This window comes from Micromonospora sp. NPDC005979 (assembly GCF_040614415.1).
Taxonomy (GTDB): Bacteria; Actinomycetota; Actinomycetes; order Mycobacteriales; family Micromonosporaceae; genus Micromonospora.
Window position 1 is genome coordinate 277,379 of the sequence record NZ_JBEXUR010000001.1, and the last position, 16,458, is coordinate 293,836.

A 16,458-nucleotide genomic window follows, 5' to 3' on the forward strand; every position below is an offset into this window, starting at 1 on the left:
TCTGGATGGGGACTTCTAGGGCCTCGCTATGTGCTTCGCCAAGCGGTTGCTGGTTTTCTGGGCGTGGCGCCGGGCCGTCGTGAGGGCCGGCGTCAGAACTGCGCCGCGAGGTGGAGAATGAAGATCATCCGCCACTTTTCCTATACGATCTGGTGGGGGCGTCAGCATGCCGCAGCGCTGTGACTGATGTCAACAGGTCGCAACGGCGCAAGAAGGGACCTCACGTCACGATGGACGACGGAGCGATGATCGCGCGGGGCCGCAAGGCCGTGACGGGAGGAATGCCGGTGGGAAGATCGGGCGGCCGGCTCGCCGACGAGGTGTACGACACGCTGCTCGGGCAGCTGATGTCGCTACGGATCGAGCCCGGCTCCCGCGTCACGATCGACGTTCTGGCACGAGAGCTGGGAGTCTCCCAGACACCGATCCGGGACGCACTGAACCGGATGGAGGCCGAGGGGCTGGTCGTGCGGGTGCCCCACGCCGGCTACCGCATCCCTCCCCAGATCACCCGCCACCGATTCGAGGACATGCTCGAGGTCCGTCTGCTGCTCGAACCCGCGGCGGCGCGCAGGTCCGCCGAACGCGCCTCGGTGGAACAGGTGGCCGGCCTGCGACGGATGCTGGGGGAGATGGCCGAGTTGGAGGGGGGCAAGGGGCCTGCGGCGTACGGCGCCTTCGGGCTCCGCGACGCCGCGTTTCACGACCTGGTCGCCCTCAGCGCGGAGAACCAGGTGATCCGGGAGGCGCTCGCCCGTCTGCACAGCCACGTGCACCTCTTCCGGCTGCACCACGACGCCCAGGTCACCCACCTGGCCATGGCCGAGCACGAGGACGTCGTGGCCGCGATCGCCGCGCGTGACCCCGACGCCGCCGCCTACGCGATGCGTCGGCACATCCTGCGCTCCGGCGACCGTTTCCGACGATTGTTCGACGAGGTCACGGACGCGGAATCGATGGCGGTAGAGGCTTGACGGGTGGGCCGGGTCGAGGAATGCTATCGCCACCGGATCGGATCGGATTGGATCTCCACCACCCGCCACCAGACGCGAGGAGAAGCAGGTGCCCAGAGCGCTGCTCCTGACCGGCGACGCCGCCGAGGAACTCGACACCATGTATCCCTACTACCGCGTGCAGGAGGGCGGCTGGGACGTCGACGTCTCGTCACGGACGCTGCGTGACGTGCAGTTGGTCATCCACGAGTTCGACCCCAACTCCGACGCCTACGTGGAGAAGAACGGTCGGAAGCTGCCGGTCGACGTGCCCTGGGCCGAGGTCGACGTCGAGCGCTACGACGCCCTCATCATCCCCGGCGGACGCGCCCCCGAGTGGATCCGGGTCGACGCCGACGTCAGGCGCATCACCGAGCACTTCTTCGCGCGCAACCTCCCCATCGCTCTGGTGTGTCACGGCGCGCAGGTGCCAGCGGTGTACGGGCTCCTGAAGGGCCGGAAGACGGCGTGCTTCCCGCCCATCACCGGTGACATGGAGAACGCCGGCGCGACGGTCATCGACGCACCCGACGTCGTGGACGGCAACCTCGTCTCCTGCCGGGGATGGCCCGACATGCCGCAGTTCGGCAGGGCGATGATGGAGGTCTTCTCGAAGTCCGTCAGCTCCGCCTCGGCGTGAGCACACCTGGCCTGCCCCGGTGACCGCACTTCGGACCGTCACGGTCGACGGTTCACCCGTCCACGTTCTGGAGAGCGGCGCCGGGCCCGCGGTGTTGATGCTGCACGGCTCCGGACCCGGCACGACCGGGTCCGGCGCCTGGGCATCGACGGCGCAGGCGCTGGGCACGTCCTGGCACCTGGTGGCTCCCGACCAGGCGGGGTTCGGCCGTACGCCCGTGCCGGCCGGCTCGCCGAGCGGACTCCGGCTCTGGACCGAGCAGGCCGCGGGCCTGATGGATGCTCTCGGTGTCGAGTCCTACGCCGTGGTGGGCCACTCCATGGGCGGCGCGGTGGCGCTGGCACTGGCGGCGGCACACCCTGAGCGGGTGACCCGGGTCGTGGCGGTCTCCACGATGGGCGCTCCGGGGGCACCCCTGTCCGCCGATCTCGACGCGGTCTGGGCCGCTCCCGCCGGCCCGCTCGGGGCACGGGACATGCTGAGTCGCCTCCTCCTCGACCAGGCTCTCGTGACCGACGCGGCCGTCGAGGCCCGGGCGGCGACGATGCGGGACGGGGCGTCCGCGTACGCGTCGTTGTTCCCTCCGCCGAGGGCACGATGGGTCGACGACCTCACCCTCTCCGCGCAGACGCTGGCAGCGATCCGCGTGCCCGTGCTGCTCGTGCACGGCGCCCAGGACCGGCTCACCCCGCTCGAGACGGCCGCCCGACCCCTGCTCGAACACCTGGCCGACGTCCGTCTGCACGTGTTCGGCCGATGCGGGCACGTGCCCGCGGTCGAGCATCCGGACGAGTTCCGGCACCTGCTGTCGTGCTTCCTCTGCCAGGACCGAGGTCACTGACCGCTGTCCGCAGCCCGTGCCCGAACGGATCAGTACATGAGCCGGCCGCGAACGCACGGCAGGTGGCGGAGCTCAGGCAGCCTGGACGGTAGACCCCTTCGGAGGGCAGTTGTAGACGGCCTCGGACAGGAACTTCAGCTGCGGCAGGTGGTGTGCGGGCATGACGAGCTGCAGGTCGGCGATGGCGTTGACCCATTGAGCCTTCTGGTCCGTGCTGATTCTGCCCCGGTTGGTCTCGATGAACTTCTGCGCGCCCTCGAACTGCCCGGACTTGATGTCGTTGATCAGTTCGAGCAGATGGACGGTCACCGACACGGCGTCCGGCTCACCGCCGACGGCGGTGACCATCGCGGTCAGCCGGGCGGTGCTCAGGCCGCCGTCGACCGCCGTCGCGAACTGCCCGGCGGCCTCCAACCGCCCTACCGAGCCGAGCAGTGTGGCGGGGCGATCCGCCTCGGCGGCGGTGGCGTAGTCGAAGGCGATGTCGGCGTGGCCGGATACGCCGAGATCCAGGACGGGGGCGAACACACTCAGCGCCGGCTGATCAGGCACCCGTTGGATCATCCGCTGGACGTGGGCGAGGTTGGTGGCCATCTGCCCCGCCGACCAGCGTTCCCGCAGGCGGCGGAAGATGTCGCGGCTCGCCCGCAGATCGGCCGCCCAGATCAGTTCGCCGAGATCGTCGTCGATCCGGGCGACGGCGCCCGTGGGGCGGGCCAGTGTGCCTGCGGCGTCCAGGACCGCGGCGGAAATGCCCGGCCAGATCTCGCGCGACGTGACGGTCTGGCCGTTCGGCCGTACGGTCGTGGCCTTCCACCGGTGGCCGAGATGAATGCCGACGTCGCCGGTCTTTTCCAGCGTCGGGTGCAGCACCGCGGCGCCGTACCTCTCCACCACGTCGAGCACCGAGTCGATCGAGGCGAGGGTTACCACGAGCGGTAGCAGGCCACGCTGGGCGAACTGTTCCAGGAGGTTGTTCAGGATGGCCAGCCCGACGGCGAGCGCGGGCCGGCCGATCTGCGAAGTTTCCAGCAGAATCACCGGCCGCTCTCCGGTGGCGGCGTTCTCCAATCCGGCGAGCAGCGATGGCGGCGCCGTCCCATCGGGGGCGGAGATGACGAAGAGGTCGCCATGCCTCGCGACGGAGGGGGGAAGCCGTAGCGACCACCGGGGTGCAGCGAGCGGGGCGGCCTGCACCGGGACCGACGCCGTCGCCGCGTCGACGGCGACCGTCGGCACCATGTCGGGAATCGACTCGGCCAGCTCGGACACGATCGTGTCCAACCTCTGCTTCCGGGCGTACCACTCCCGCTGGGCCCGTACGTACCGTGCCCCGGCGGCGGTGTTGCCGGCGTCCGCGATCTCCTCCTCGGAGGGCCACTCGGGGATCGTTCCCGGCTCGACCTGTCCGGTGCCGCGTCGCCGCTCCAACTCCGGGCCGAGCCGTTCCAACTCCAGCTCACGGCTCACCTGCTGCCATTGCTGGAACGCCTCACCCACAGCGAGCGCAGCCGAGTTCGCCTGGGCCAGCCGGGCCATCACCGTGGCGTTGTCACTGACACCGAAGTGCCGGGCGGCATCCAGCAAATCCATCAGAACCGGCGTCGACTCGGGCAGGGTGACCTGGACCGCCGCGTAGCTGTCGCCCCAGGTGTGCGGGACCTTCGCCACGAGGACGATCTCCTCGGTCCACTCCACCAGCGCGCCCGGTGGGGGTCCGTACGACAGGACGGCCTCGCTGGAGCCGCCGTGCGCCGCGCCCGTGGCGGATCCCGCCGGCCCGCCACTCAACCAGGCTCCCTCACCTCCGATCCGGTACGCCGCCGGATCCCGCACGTCACCGGCCCCGAACGCCTCCGCCAGCCGTTCACTGTCGGTCGGCGTCTGTCTCGGCGCCGGGTCCTGGGTGTTCGTGCCAACCTCGTCGGCGTCGTCCTTCACTCCGCCGACCTGGTGTGCGCCGGCGCCGGCGGCCGCGGCGGAATCCACCCGGCTCGTCGCGGCGCTGACGCCGTCCATGGCGACCCGGAAGCGTCGTACGTCGCGGTAGTAGGGCGGGACGACGTGGGCGAGCCGTGCGTGAACCACCCGGCTGTAGACCGTCAGAGTCAGCCGGCCCCCGGCGATGTGCGGATCCTCGACCGGGATCTCGATCGGGTTGGCGATCCGCCGGCGGGTCATCCCCCACAGCGCGGTCTGTCCGAGCGCGGTGACGAGCTGGTGAGCGGTGCTCCCACCGAGCCTGGTCACCCGGGCGGGGGCGCCGGCGAGGTGCAGCGCCCGCGCCGCCGCGGCCTGAGTCAGAGCCGCACCCCGGAAATCGACCACCTGGTACTGCTCCGGAAGCGCCAACGGGGTGCGTTCCCCGGGAATCAGCTCCGCTCTCCCCGCCTGCCAGCGCAGCAGTTCCGCCTGCGACGGGGCGCGCGGTAGGGCCACGATGGTGGGGTCCGGCAGCGGCCACTGCGGTGCGGCCATCGTTGACAGGTGGTCGGCAAACTTCTCGACCTTCAGGTCATGCCCGATCCGCAGTACGCCCAACTGCTTGCCGGCGTGATAGGCGCGCAGCTCGATGGTGACCCGTTGACGCACCTCGGCCCACGGACCGACCAGTTCGACGATGGTCAGATGCTGGTCGGTGTTGGACTCCATTTGGCTCACGCTGGTCGAGGTGCCACGCAGCGCCCCGACGTCGCCCGTGCCGGTCCGCTCGCCGTCCCGCCCACCCTGGCCCCCGGGCTGAAATCCGTACAGGTCGGTCCGGGTGTGGGCGACGGTGGACAGCTCGCTGTGGGTGTACGCGCCGGCCACGTCCATCTCGTGGTTCTTCTGATTCGCCAGGACCCGGTGCACGGACGGTTCGGTCAGCGACCCGTCGTCATCCGACGCCAGCACCTGCACCAGCACCTGCACGTGGTCGCGGCCGACCGCGCCCGGATAGGTGAGCAGGATGGAGATGGAGCCGTCGGTGGACGCTCCCCAGTGGCCGGCGATGAATTCGACGCTTGTCTCGTCCAACACCGCCGAGATGTTCGTCAGGCCGGCCTCGTCGTCCTGGATGACCCGGAGTCCGTCGCCCCATTCGACGAACTGCGGGAGATGGAGCCCGCGTAGCCATCTGATGATCGTGGCGCCGAGCGGGGGGGAGGGCCACGTGTCGACCCGCACCGAGGTTGCGGGGTGGGACCGGAAGTGGACCGGCGGGCAGGGTGAATGGTGGTTGGAACACCTTGTTCGCCAACAGCGGCGCTTGCAACGCCGGTTCACTGGCGGTCGCCGCTCGCGGCCGGTCGAGCACGCCGCTGTGTCGGGCGTTGTCCTCCATGACCAGGCCGTACGCTGCGCCGTCGGTGATCAGGCGGCTGGCCGCGTACCGCTTCGACGGGCCGACCGCCTGCGGGTTGATCAGCACGGCCTGCACGACGAACCGGACCCTCGCTACCAGCGGCACCGTCAGTCCCACGCCGGGGTCCCAGGAGTCGACGCGTTCCACCCCGGCGCTGAACGCCACCGTCCTGGCGCGGGTGCGACGCACGGCCAGTCGCCGGACCACCTGGCCTCCGAGGGAGCTGGCGCCCACCTGCCCGCTGCCGCCCACGCCGGCGGAGGCGGCGAGCTCACCCCCTGTCGTACGGGACGCGCTGACACTCGTCAGGCCGGTACGGCTGTGCTCACCACCGTGGTTCACCACGCCCAGCGGCCCCGGGCGGGCCTGGTCGACGATCGCCTGGAGGAAAACCGCGCCGTGGACCGTCGGGCTACCGATGATTTCGCCGAGGTCGTGCAGACGGATCGCCCGGCGGGAGATGCTGGGCAGGATGGCCGCCAACCGGTCCGGGCTGACCTGCCGGTACAACTGCAGATGCGACTGACTGCCCGGCGTGATGACGCCCACGCGGGTGCCCCGCTCGTACGCGCCGTCCTCGACCATCAGCCGGCGAGCTTCCACAACGGCCTGTTGGATCGCCAGCAGCAGCTCCTCGGAACCGTGGACGTAGGAGACGCTGTCCCAGTCGAGGACGTGGTGACCCTCCACGTGCAGATCGGTGAGCTGGCCGGCCAACTCCTGGGGCGCCAGCGTCAGGTCGCTGATCGCCGGAGTCGGTAGCGGAGACTCCCTGGCCAGGTGAAGCTGGTCGACGCCCAGCGTCAGGTCCTTGGAGACGGTGAACGCCAGCCACTGCTGGAAGGTACCCAGGTCACCATGGGCCAGCGACCGTGCGCCGGGGGTGCTGTCCCGCGACCGGCGCCACAGGTTCCGGAGCGTGCCGGTTGCCTCGTCGAGCGCGTGCAGCTCGACGGTGAACCGCAGCTCGTCGGCGAAGAGGGCCTGCGCGTTGTCGCCCAGATCCAGCCACACCTCCTCGCTACCGCTGCCCATCTGGGTGCGGCGGCGTCTGACGTACCGGGCGCGGACACCCGAGTGGACGACCCGGGCAGCCCGGACGTCGAGGTCCGGACCGAGGCTCGTGGACATCGCCGTGTCGACACGGGTCGCGGCCTCCATGGCGTACCGTCGGCGCACCGGGGTCTTGGGGAGCTTGCGTGCCCGGTGCAGCACGCTGCGCGACAGCGGGGTTGGCCTGGGCGCCTTCGCCTCGACCTCCCCGTCCGCCGGCTCCTCCATGATCGTGTCGAGGTGTCCCTGGGCAGGATCCTGGGCGGTACGGTTCTCATCCCGCACGCCGAGGTATTCCGGCTCGTCGTCCGGCCGGACCCGCTCTGCCCGGATCATCAGGGTCAGACCGAGTCGCCGACTGCTGTTCGGTAGTTCCAGTCGAATCACGACCTGGCCGGCGGTGAGGCTGAGGAATTCGGCGGCGAGGCGAGTCGGTCCGCTCTCGGCGGCGAGGCTCTCCTCGTTGACCAGGGCGTCCATCACCTGCTGGATGATCGCTCTCTTGGTCCGCGGCGCGTTCCAGTCCGGCAGCACGGCGCGTACGTCGGCGTTCTCGGGCAGCGCCAGGATCCGCCGTATCTCCGTCCCGACGCGGTCCGCGATCATCTCGGCGCCGAAGATGGCCGCTTGGCCGGTCCGTAGGCGGCCGCCCTCCCACATGTATCTCTGCAGGTGCCGGGTCTCGCTGCGTTCCACCATGGTCCGCAGCCGGGCGATCATCTGTGCGTCCGGTCGCTGCGCCCCATCGAGGGCCTTCGGATCGGCCCCGTGGGTGCGATCCGCTGTCGCCGAACCCTGGGGGACAGACGCGTGCGTTGCGGTGGTAACCGCCCGGTACACGCCTGCGGGCACCTCTTCGAGCGCCGTGACGGTCACCGTCCGGCTCGCGGGCGTCTCCCCACGGGGGACCCAGAAGCGGAGTCCGGACCGGTACGTGGCCCGGGAGAGTGTCATGTCGTAGCTGGTCTCGACCAGCACCGTCGGGACCGTGAGTTCCTGACCCACCCGGGCGTTGGTGGTCAGCGACGACGCGGTGCTGGCGGTGCTGGCACGGGTGAACGTCGCGGGCGCCACGTTCACCCGTGTGAAGGGAAGCCGGATTCCGATCGCCGGCCGCACGTACAGACCAGAGGTCGTCTCGGTGGTGCCGTTGGACTCGGCGAAGAAGGTGGGCTGTTGTCGCAGTCGGGCGTCGCCGTCCGGTGTGCCGACCAGCCGCATCGAGGTCAGGCGGGGTTTCGCGGCCAGGCCAGCGGCGGCGGCAGGCATACCGATCCACTCTCGGCTCGCCACCGTCTGCGGCGCCCGGGTGCCGACGAGCAGCCGGATCAGTTCAGACGGGGACCACCTGTCGCGGACCGCCTGCCGCGTCCTGCTGCCCGGCTCGACCACCGGTACGTCGTGCAACAGATCGACCGCGTGCTGGGCGGCGTTGCCGTCGCCGATCACCTGCAACGGGAACCGGTTCGACGACAGCAGCGCCCGGGCCGCGTCATCCACGGTGAGCGTCGAGGCGTCCCGATCCGCGAGTTCCATCAGCGCGAATCTCTTGGTGATCCGGAACCAGTGGGGCCCGAGATCCTCGTCGACCGGCGTCGCGGTCGGCTGGTCCAGCCGCAGCCGGAGGGTCACTCCGGCGGCTGTCAGGTAGGCCTCGGAGTCCCCGTACACCACCTGGTAGTCGACGGCGGTGCCCGACGTGCCGCCGCTCTGACTGGGTCGGGCGTCGAAGACGCCGGCCGACACCGACACGGGAACACCCGCCACCTCGAACGGCACCGTCGCGTGCCACAGCCCACGCCGTCGGGACTGACGGTTCCGGTTGCTGGTCACCCGGTCCCGCCGGGACTGGGTCATCCGGTTGCCCTGCTCTCGACGAACCTCGTCCGTGACCACCGGCGTGGGCACCAGCTCGACCCAGACCGTCCGGTACTTCTTCCGACGCCACCGGGGTCTCCCCGCGACCTGGAGGTCGAACGCGCGGCGGGAGTGCAGGAAGGTTGCGGCCTGTTCACCCAACGCCCGCAGCAGCGGGTCGTTCTCCCGCACGCGCAGACCGAGTCCGGCCAAGGCGTCGGCGGCCGCCCTCGTCAGCCCTGCGGACCAGCCCTCCTGGTCGGCGGGCGTGGCCGGGGTGTTGAGCAGGTGCGGGATGCGCGCGACGACCGTCCGTAGCCGGCCCGCCGTCTCCGCGTCAACCCTTTCGACCGACGACCAGATCGGGTCGGCACCGGTCGGTGCGCTGACGGAGGCCGTCCCCGCCTCCGCTTCGACCAGATCGCTCGGCGCGTTGGCGAGCTCGCCGACGGCGGCGGGCGTTCGAATCGGTGGCGTCGGTGTGAGGTGGGGGCGACCCAGCGCCGGCACGCCGTCGGCGAACGCCCGAGCCGGCAGACCAGGACGGGAGGTGGTCGCCGTTCCGGCCGGTCGTCGGTTCGCGGGGACCGGATCGAGTCGGGCCGGTGGGATCCGGGTGTGCTCGTCCGGGAGGGAGCCCGATTCGAGCGCGTCGCGCCCGCTCGCTGGGGCGGTCAGCAGCGCCTCGTGGGTGGTCGGTCGGCCGTCCGGATCCAGCAGCAGCACGTGGGTGCCCGGGGTGACCAGTGCCCGGGTCCAGGCGTCCGAGTCCGCGCCCGGCGCGGCGGCGGGCCCGCGCATCGGTCCGGCCACGGCGGGGTCGACGTACCGGGGCACGACTTTGCCGTCGCGGTCCTCCGCGACCAGCCAGAACACCCGGTCCCGCTCGCCCGGCACCCGGAACAGCGCGCTCGCTCCCGCCACCCGGTGGACCGCCCGATAGATCAGCGAGGCGTCGTCCACGGGTGTGAACGTGCCACCCAACGCGGTCGCCAGCCCGGCCGGATTGGGCCGAACGAGGAAGTCGACGGGGATGGGACCGTTCGCGACCCGACCGTGCAGGACGGCGAAGACGGCGAGGGCGGTGACCAGGCTGTCCGCAGCGGTCATCGGCCCAGATGCTTCCGAGGGCTCCACAGTGGCCATCCACCGTGCCAGCCGGGACATCGACAGCCTCGGGGCCGATGTTCGCGCGACAAGCGCCTCCACTCCCGCCGATCGCAGAATCTCCCAGCCGCGCTCGGAGGGACGTGCCGGGTCTTCCGGGGTTTGTGTCAGGCGCAACGGCGGCACCGAGCCGGCGGGTACCTCGATCACCCGCGCTGCGGCGTTCGGTCCAACCAGGCCGACATCCTGCAACGCCTCCAGGTGCGCGTTGATCAGGAGCGTCAGCTCCGTGCGGGCAATCCGAACGGCCCTGCGCTCCCGGTACCGCCGCCGCGCTGGCGGACGCTGGCCGTCGTCCGACGTGTCCAGTTGGGTCCAGGCCGTCGGGACGTCGTCAGCAACGGTGGTCGGTCGGATCGCCTCCCAGGCGAGGGCCGCGGCCACGCCCGCCAGTCCGTCGGACCGCTCGGGCGACGTCGGTGCCGAGGTCTCGTCGCGGGTGGTCGTACCGATGGTGACCGCGGCGACGGGGTGCGGCGCGGCAACGTCCGTCGGCAGGGCCGCCAGGTGGTCGGTGGCGAGATGACGAGCCGGTGTCACCAGTACGTATTCCGCAGCGCCCGGAGCGGCGGTGTGGCCCCGACCGTCGATCCGAACGACCCGGTCGCTGTCGCTGGCGGCGACTGTCGCGGCGGGCAGGCGTACGGGCAGGCCGAGCGCGTCCGCACGGGCGATCGCTCCGGCCAGGTCCAGACCGGCCAAGACCGCCGCCGACGGGGCTTCCACCATCTGTGCGACGACCGCCGGCGGCTGCGTCATCAGCGCGGCCAGCGCCGCGGGGGACCTGAGCGCGTCCGCGGCGACGTGGACCAGATGCACACGAGGCAGTCGCTCAGCGGCGAGGACCTCGTCCGGCACCGGGCTGGAGTCCAGACTGAGGTATAGGCCCGACGGCACCCAGGTGGTGCTGAACTCGGGACACACCACGCCTTTCGCCGCCACGACCACCTCCTGGCCGGGAGGCTAACGACTCTTCTTTTCGATCTAATGACGAAGTTCGGGCAGAGCGGCCCGGGGCCAGCCGCCATGGCGATCATCGACAAGTATCGCTACGATCCGATATCGGCGCTTTACTGAGTGTTGATATGCGCTGGTGGCGAGCCCTGGACGCTGACGATCCGGCACCGCTACGAACGTGGTAGCGGCCTGGATCACGCCGTCTCGACGAAGGGAATCCCGATGACCGAGAGCGCGCAGAGCACCGAGAGCCGAACCGTTCCGCCCGCGCGGTCGTACCCGTTCAGCGTGCCCGACCGCCTCGTCGTCGATCCGACCTACGGAGAGCTGCGCGAGCACGAGCCGATGACCCGGGTGCAGCTCCCCTACGGGGAGGAGGCGTGGCTCGCCACCCGGTACGAGGACGTTCGCACGGTCCTCGGCGACGTGCGGTTCGGCCGCGCGCCAGCCGTCGACCGTGACGAGCCCCGGCTCACCCCGCGCCAGCAGTACAGCGGCATGCTGACCATGGATCCGCCCGATCACACCCGGCTGCGTCGGTTGGTGGCGAAGGCGTTCACGGCACGTCGGGTCGAGGCGCTGCGACCTCGAACCCAGGAGATCGCCGACACGCTGGTCGACGACATGCTCCGGCTCGGGCCGCCGGCCGACCTGGTGGAGCACGTCGCCACGCCGCTGCCGATCCAGGTGATCTGTGAGCTGCTCGGCGTCCCGTACGCCGACCGCGACCGTTTCCACGTCTGGTCCGAGGCGATCGTCTCGACCACCTCACTGCCTCTGGAGACGATCCAGGAGTACCTGAACAATCTCTGGGGCTACATCGGTGGCCTGGTTGCCGAGCGCCGCCGCGACCCGGGGATCGACGACCTGCTCGGCGCGCTGGTGCGGGCCCGCGACGAGAACCAGGACCGGCTCAGCGAGACCGAACTGGTGGAGCTGGCCGCAGGGCTGCTCGCGGCCGGTCACGAGACGACGGTGACCCAGATCCCCAACTTCGTCTACGTCCTGCTGCACAATCCGGACCAGCTCGCGCGGCTGCGGTCCGATCCGTCGCTGGTGCCGGCCGCGGTCGAGGAACTTCTGCGGTACGTGCCGCTCGGCGTCGGTTCCTCCTTCGCCCGGTACGCCAAGGAGGACGTCGAGGTCGGCGGGGTGCTGGTCCGGGCCGGGGAACCGGTTCTCGGGTCACTGTCGTCGGCGAATCGGGACGGTACGGTCTTCGCCGACCCGGACCGGCTGGACTTCGATCGCGAGCAGAAACCGCACCTGGGCTTCGGGCACGGCGTACACCACTGCGTCGGCGCGCAGTTGGCCCGCATGGAGTTGCAGGTAGCCGTCAGCACCTTCGTCACCCGTCTGCCCGGCATGCGGCTCGCCGTACCGGAGGCGGAGCTGAAGTGGAAGCGCGGCATGTTGGTACGGGGCCTGCTCAGCATGCCGGTGGCCTGGTGAGCACCGCCTGGCGGGTCGGGGTGGACCCGGGTCGTTGCATCGGCACGAGCATCTGCGCCGGCACCGCACCCGAGCACTTTCGCCTTGTCGACGGCGTGTCCGCGCCGCTGGCCGACGTCGTCTCTCCGGCCGAGGTCGTCCTCGACGCGGCCAACTCGTGCCCGGTGGAGGCGATCATCGTCCGGGACGTCACGGACGACCGGCTGATCGCGCCGGAGGAGTGACCCGTCACCCACACCGTGCGTGAGGACGGCCGTTCGTCCGGCGTTGGCATCGTCGCGGTCGCCGCCTATGGTGGAGACATGTCCTCGGTTACGTTCCGCTCTCCTGCCGTCACCGGTGTGGCGGCGATCGGGGCTGCCCACGTGGCGATGGCGGCGTGCCGGACGGTCGATATGCGGGTGCCGGTTGTCCGCGTGCCGCGCATCGCGCCCATGTCGTGGCTGACGAGCCCGGCGCGAACCGGCCGAGGCCCCCCCGCGGAACCGTTGCATCACGGAACGACCGCCAGGGCGAAGCTATCCAGCTTCGGCCCTTTTCTTTTTACCCTTCGAAAGCAGAGGTAGGACCATGAGCGTCGATCAACGAGCTGTCGACCAGCGTTGGCTGGCTGATCTGCGAGCCTCGCTGGCGGAAGACTTCGCCACGCAGACGGCTCGGCTGCGGGAACTGACCGAGCTCAACGCGGACACCGGCGACCCGAGCGAGGCCCACAACCGGGCCGCGCTGCTGGTGGCCACCCGGCGCAACATCGAGCAGATCACCGGTGCGCTGAGCCGCATCAGCGCCGGCACCTACGGGACCTGCGCGAAGTGCCGCCAGAACATCCCGGCCGAGCGGCTCGAAATCCTTCCGCATGCGCAGTTCTGCGTGTCCTGCCAGGCGAAGCAGAACGGCTGACGGGCGGCGTGGCTGCCGTGCCGCGGCGGGCACGGCAGCCGCTGGTCGGGGACGGCCCTCGGACCGGTCCGCCGGGAAACGGTGGCGCGTGCGGGTCGGTGGTTGGGTAGCGTCCCAGGGCATGATCGAGTTTGTCGAGCGGCACACGGTTCTGGCCGTCGTGGTCGGGTCGCGGGCGTACGGGCTGCACGGCCCGGGTTCCGACAGCGACCGGCGTGGGGTGTACGTGGCGCCCACGCGGGCGTTCTGGCACCTCGACAAGCCGCCCACCCACCTCGACGGTCCGGCTGCGGAGCAGTTCTCCTGGGAGTTCGAACGCTTCTGCGTCCTGGCCCTGCAGGGCAACCCGACGGTTCTGGAGGTGCTCTGGTCCCCGCTGGTGGAGCGGATCACCGACGACGGGAAACGCCTGCTGGCGGTCCGGCGGGCCTTCCTGTCGAGGCGGGTGGCCGAGACCTACGGCAACTACGCGCGGGATCAGCTCAACCGGGTGGCGGCCCGCCGCGAGCGCACTGGCGAGACGAACCACAAGCAGGCCATGCACATGATCCGTCTGCTGGTCGCCGGCGTCCACGTGCTGCGTACCGGGGAGGTGCTGGTCGACGTTCGTCAATTGCGCGACCGGCTGCTCGCGGTGCGGCGCGGCGAGGTGCCGTGGGAGGAGATCGACGCCTGGGCGGCGGACCTGTTTCGGGAGCTCGGCGACGCGGCGGCCACTACCGCGCTGCCCGATCAACCCGACCGGGTCGAGGTGGACCGGCTTCTCACCGCGGTACGGGAAGGAAACCTGTCGTGACCATCGAGGTGCCGCCGTGGGCCGCCGACACAGCCCGCGCTCTGCCCCGTCCGCTGGTGTTCGCCACCGTCAGCGGTGCGCATCTGTACGGATTCGCGTCGGTCGACTCCGATCTGGATCTGCGGGCCGTGCACCTGCTCGTGTCCGAGGAGGTCGTCGGGTTGCGCACCGGCCCGCAGACGCTGCAGCAGGTGGGCGTGCGCGACGGTGTCGAGTTGGACGTGGTCAGCCACGATCTGTTGAAGTTCGCCAAGCTGTTGACCGGCCGCAACGGCTATGTTCTGGAGCAGCTGCTGTCGCCGCTGGTGGTCGTGACCACGGCGGTGCACGCCGAGCTCGTCGCTCTGGCGCCGCGCCTGGTCACCCGTCACCACGCGCACCACTATCTCGGGTTCGCGGCCACCCAGGAGAGGTCGTACGCCAGGACCGGGCAGCTCAAGCCGGCGTTGTACACGCTGCGGGTCCTGCTCACCGGGATCCACCTCATGCGCACCGGCCGGGTGGAGACGGACCTCGGTGTGCTCGGTACGGAACTGGCGTACGTACCGGATCTCATCGCCGCCAAACGGGAGGCCGAGCACGGCCCGCTCCCCGCGGACGCCGCCGCGCGGCTCGCCATCGACGTGCCGCGACTGCGCGCCGAACTGGAGACGGCCCGGGACGCCTCGATGCTGCCCGAGCGCGCGGACCCGGCGGCCGTGGAGGCCCTGCACGACCTGGTGGTGCGTACCCGACTGCACGGGCTCCCCGGCCGGGAACGCGTCGTCCTCCCCGGCCCGTGAGCCGGCGGCGGCCAACCAGGACCGACGAAGCGGTTCTCCCCGTGCCGCGGTGGACCGCCACGGGTGCGTGGCAGTCCACCGCGGTGTCACCGGTGCCGGTTTCCGCCGAGGCTCAGCGGTTGGCCACCCCGGCGGTCGGGGTGGGCTGGACCCGCTCGAACCGCACCTTGCTCAGCCAGCCCGGGAGGTCGCTGAGCACGTACAGCTCGCCGTTCACGTCCGCGCCGAACGCCGTCGGCTGGGTGGGGAAGGTGCCGATCTCGGCGGACTCGTAGCCACCCGTCGGGTTGGGACGCACGGCGAACGCGCGGGTCGAGCAGTAGTCGCTCGCGATGTAGGTCCCCCGCGCCTCCGGGGTGACGGACCCCCGGTACACCAGGCCGCCGATGATGGAGCAGTTCTCCGTCAGGTAGTGCTCGTACTCGACGACCGGGTCGGTGAGCCGTACGCCCGGCCGGCACTGCGTCTGGTCGAAGACCGGCGTGCCCTCCTTGCAGGACCAGCCGAGGTTCGCGCCACGCTGCGACGGGCGGATGTGGTTGATCTCCTCGATCAGGCCCTGCCCGACGTCGCCGATCCAGAGCGAGTTGTCGACCGGGTCGATGGAGAACTTCCACGGGTTACGCAGCCCGTAGACCCAGATCTCCGGCCGCGCGCCCGCCGTGCGGACGAAGGGGTTGTCCACGGGTACGCAGTAGGGCTTGCCCCCGCAGCTGCGGTTGACGTCGATCCGCACGATCTTGCCGAGCAGGGTGCCGAGGTTTTGGCCGCTCTTGAACGGGTCGTTCGCGTTTCCGCCGTCGCCGGTGGACCAGTAGAGGTAGCCGTCGCGGCCGAAGGCCACCTGTCCGCCGTTGTGGTTGCCGAACTCGGCGTGCTCCTGGGTGAGCAGCACCTGTAGCCGGTCGGGAGCGCCGAGCGGCACCCGCGCCAGGGTCAGCGCTCCGGCCGGCAGGCTCGTGTAGGCCACGTAGAGGATCCCGGTGCGCGCGAAGTTCGGTGCCGGCGTGATGCCGAGCAGGCCGCGCTCGTTGTCGGACGTGTCGATCCGGGCGGTCAGGTCGAGCACCGGATCGGCCGCCAGACCGGTGGTGGGGTGGTACGCGCGGACGGTGCCGTTCTTCTCCGCGATCAACATTCGACCGTCCGGCAGGCCGGTGATCGCGATCGGGCGCTGCAGTCCGAACGCCACCCGCTCGGACACCACGGTCAGCTCGGTAAGTGGCGTCGCGCGGGCATGGGACGCGCCGGTGGCCGCGCTGCCGGCCACCGACGCGGGTGGTGACAGAAGCACGGACAGGGCCAGGATGAGCAGGCCGGCCAGCATGGTGGCCGGACGATGTCGCCGTCGCTGCATGTTCGGCTCCTCGATCAGGTGGGTGGAGGTGGTGTGGGAGCGTTTCCACACTACATCGACCCAAGTCGATGCCAAACCCGTTGGTCGTTTGTCCTGCGCGCCACCGTCGTCGGTCGCCCGGCTGTCCAGATCGAGCCGATTCGATATAGCATCGCGGCAGGGCAGTGTTACTCCGCAGGGGCGTGCGGCGCGGAGTTTTCGCCATCCACCGGGCGGGCCGGGCAGCCGGCGGTGGCCACCGATTTCGGGCGCGGCGGGGTTGACGCCGGCTCGGCGTCACCTGCGGCGTGCTGGTCCAGTGGCGAGCGCGGTGCTCCG

General features: G+C 70.7%; 10 protein-coding genes. 8 read left to right on the forward strand and 2 right to left on the reverse strand.

Annotation, left to right across the window (positions count from 1 at the left end; genetic code table 11):
* The first annotated feature begins 281 nt into the window (after window positions 1–281).
* From ABZ272_RS01205 to ABZ272_RS01215, 3 genes are all read left to right on the forward strand, one after another.
* The gene (locus ABZ272_RS01205) at window positions 282–974 is read left to right on the forward strand and encodes a GntR family transcriptional regulator (protein ID WP_355048242.1); all 693 of its coding nucleotides are present in this window, start codon (window positions 282–284) and stop codon (window positions 972–974) included.
* Window positions 975–1,062: 88 nt separating this feature from the next.
* Window positions 1,063–1,632, forward strand: a complete 570-nt coding sequence (locus ABZ272_RS01210; RefSeq protein ID WP_355047859.1) for a DJ-1/PfpI family protein — start codon at window positions 1,063–1,065, stop codon at window positions 1,630–1,632.
* A 19-nt stretch (window positions 1,633–1,651) separates the two neighbouring features.
* Entirely contained in the window at window positions 1,652–2,473 is an 822-nt protein-coding gene (locus ABZ272_RS01215; RefSeq protein ID WP_355047860.1) for an alpha/beta hydrolase, read from the forward strand.
* Between the two features lie 2,878 nt (window positions 2,474–5,351).
* Here ABZ272_RS01215 and ABZ272_RS01220 read toward each other — a convergent pair.
* Window positions 5,352–10,838, reverse strand: a complete 5,487-nt coding sequence (locus tag ABZ272_RS01220; protein ID WP_355047861.1) for a hypothetical protein — start codon at window positions 10,836–10,838, stop codon at window positions 5,352–5,354.
* 237 nt (window positions 10,839–11,075) lie between these two features.
* On the opposite strand from ABZ272_RS01220, the gene ABZ272_RS01225 reads away from it, so the two are divergent.
* The 5 genes from ABZ272_RS01225 to ABZ272_RS01245 all read left to right on the forward strand — a co-directional run bounded on the left by ABZ272_RS01225 (window position 11,076) and on the right by ABZ272_RS01245 (window position 14,783).
* Window positions 11,076–12,305 (forward strand): cytochrome P450, encoded by a 1,230-nt coding sequence (locus ABZ272_RS01225; RefSeq protein WP_355047862.1) that lies wholly within the window; start codon window positions 11,076–11,078, stop codon window positions 12,303–12,305.
* The gene (locus ABZ272_RS01230) at window positions 12,302–12,529 is read left to right on the forward strand and encodes a ferredoxin (RefSeq protein WP_355047863.1); all 228 of its coding nucleotides are present in this window, start codon (window positions 12,302–12,304) and stop codon (window positions 12,527–12,529) included. Before ABZ272_RS01225 ends, ABZ272_RS01230 begins: the two co-directional genes overlap by 4 nt.
* Before the next feature lie 346 nt (window positions 12,530–12,875).
* Window positions 12,876–13,205 (forward strand): TraR/DksA C4-type zinc finger protein, encoded by a 330-nt coding sequence (locus ABZ272_RS01235; protein WP_355047864.1) that lies wholly within the window; start codon window positions 12,876–12,878, stop codon window positions 13,203–13,205.
* Window positions 13,206–13,326: 121 nt separating this feature from the next.
* Window positions 13,327–14,001, forward strand: coding sequence for a nucleotidyltransferase domain-containing protein (locus ABZ272_RS01240; RefSeq protein WP_355047865.1), 675 nt, complete (start codon window positions 13,327–13,329; stop codon window positions 13,999–14,001).
* Window positions 13,998–14,783, forward strand: coding sequence for a nucleotidyltransferase domain-containing protein (locus ABZ272_RS01245; protein ID WP_355047866.1), 786 nt, complete (start codon window positions 13,998–14,000; stop codon window positions 14,781–14,783). The genes ABZ272_RS01240 and ABZ272_RS01245 overlap by 4 nt, the downstream gene beginning before the upstream one ends.
* A 112-nt stretch (window positions 14,784–14,895) precedes the next feature.
* Here the strand turns inward: ABZ272_RS01245 and ABZ272_RS01250 are convergent, their stop codons facing one another.
* Complete coding sequence (locus ABZ272_RS01250; RefSeq protein WP_355047867.1) at window positions 14,896–16,140, reverse strand: PQQ-dependent sugar dehydrogenase; 1,245 nt, start codon at window positions 16,138–16,140, stop codon at window positions 14,896–14,898.
* Window positions 16,141–16,458: the final 318 nt, after the last annotated feature.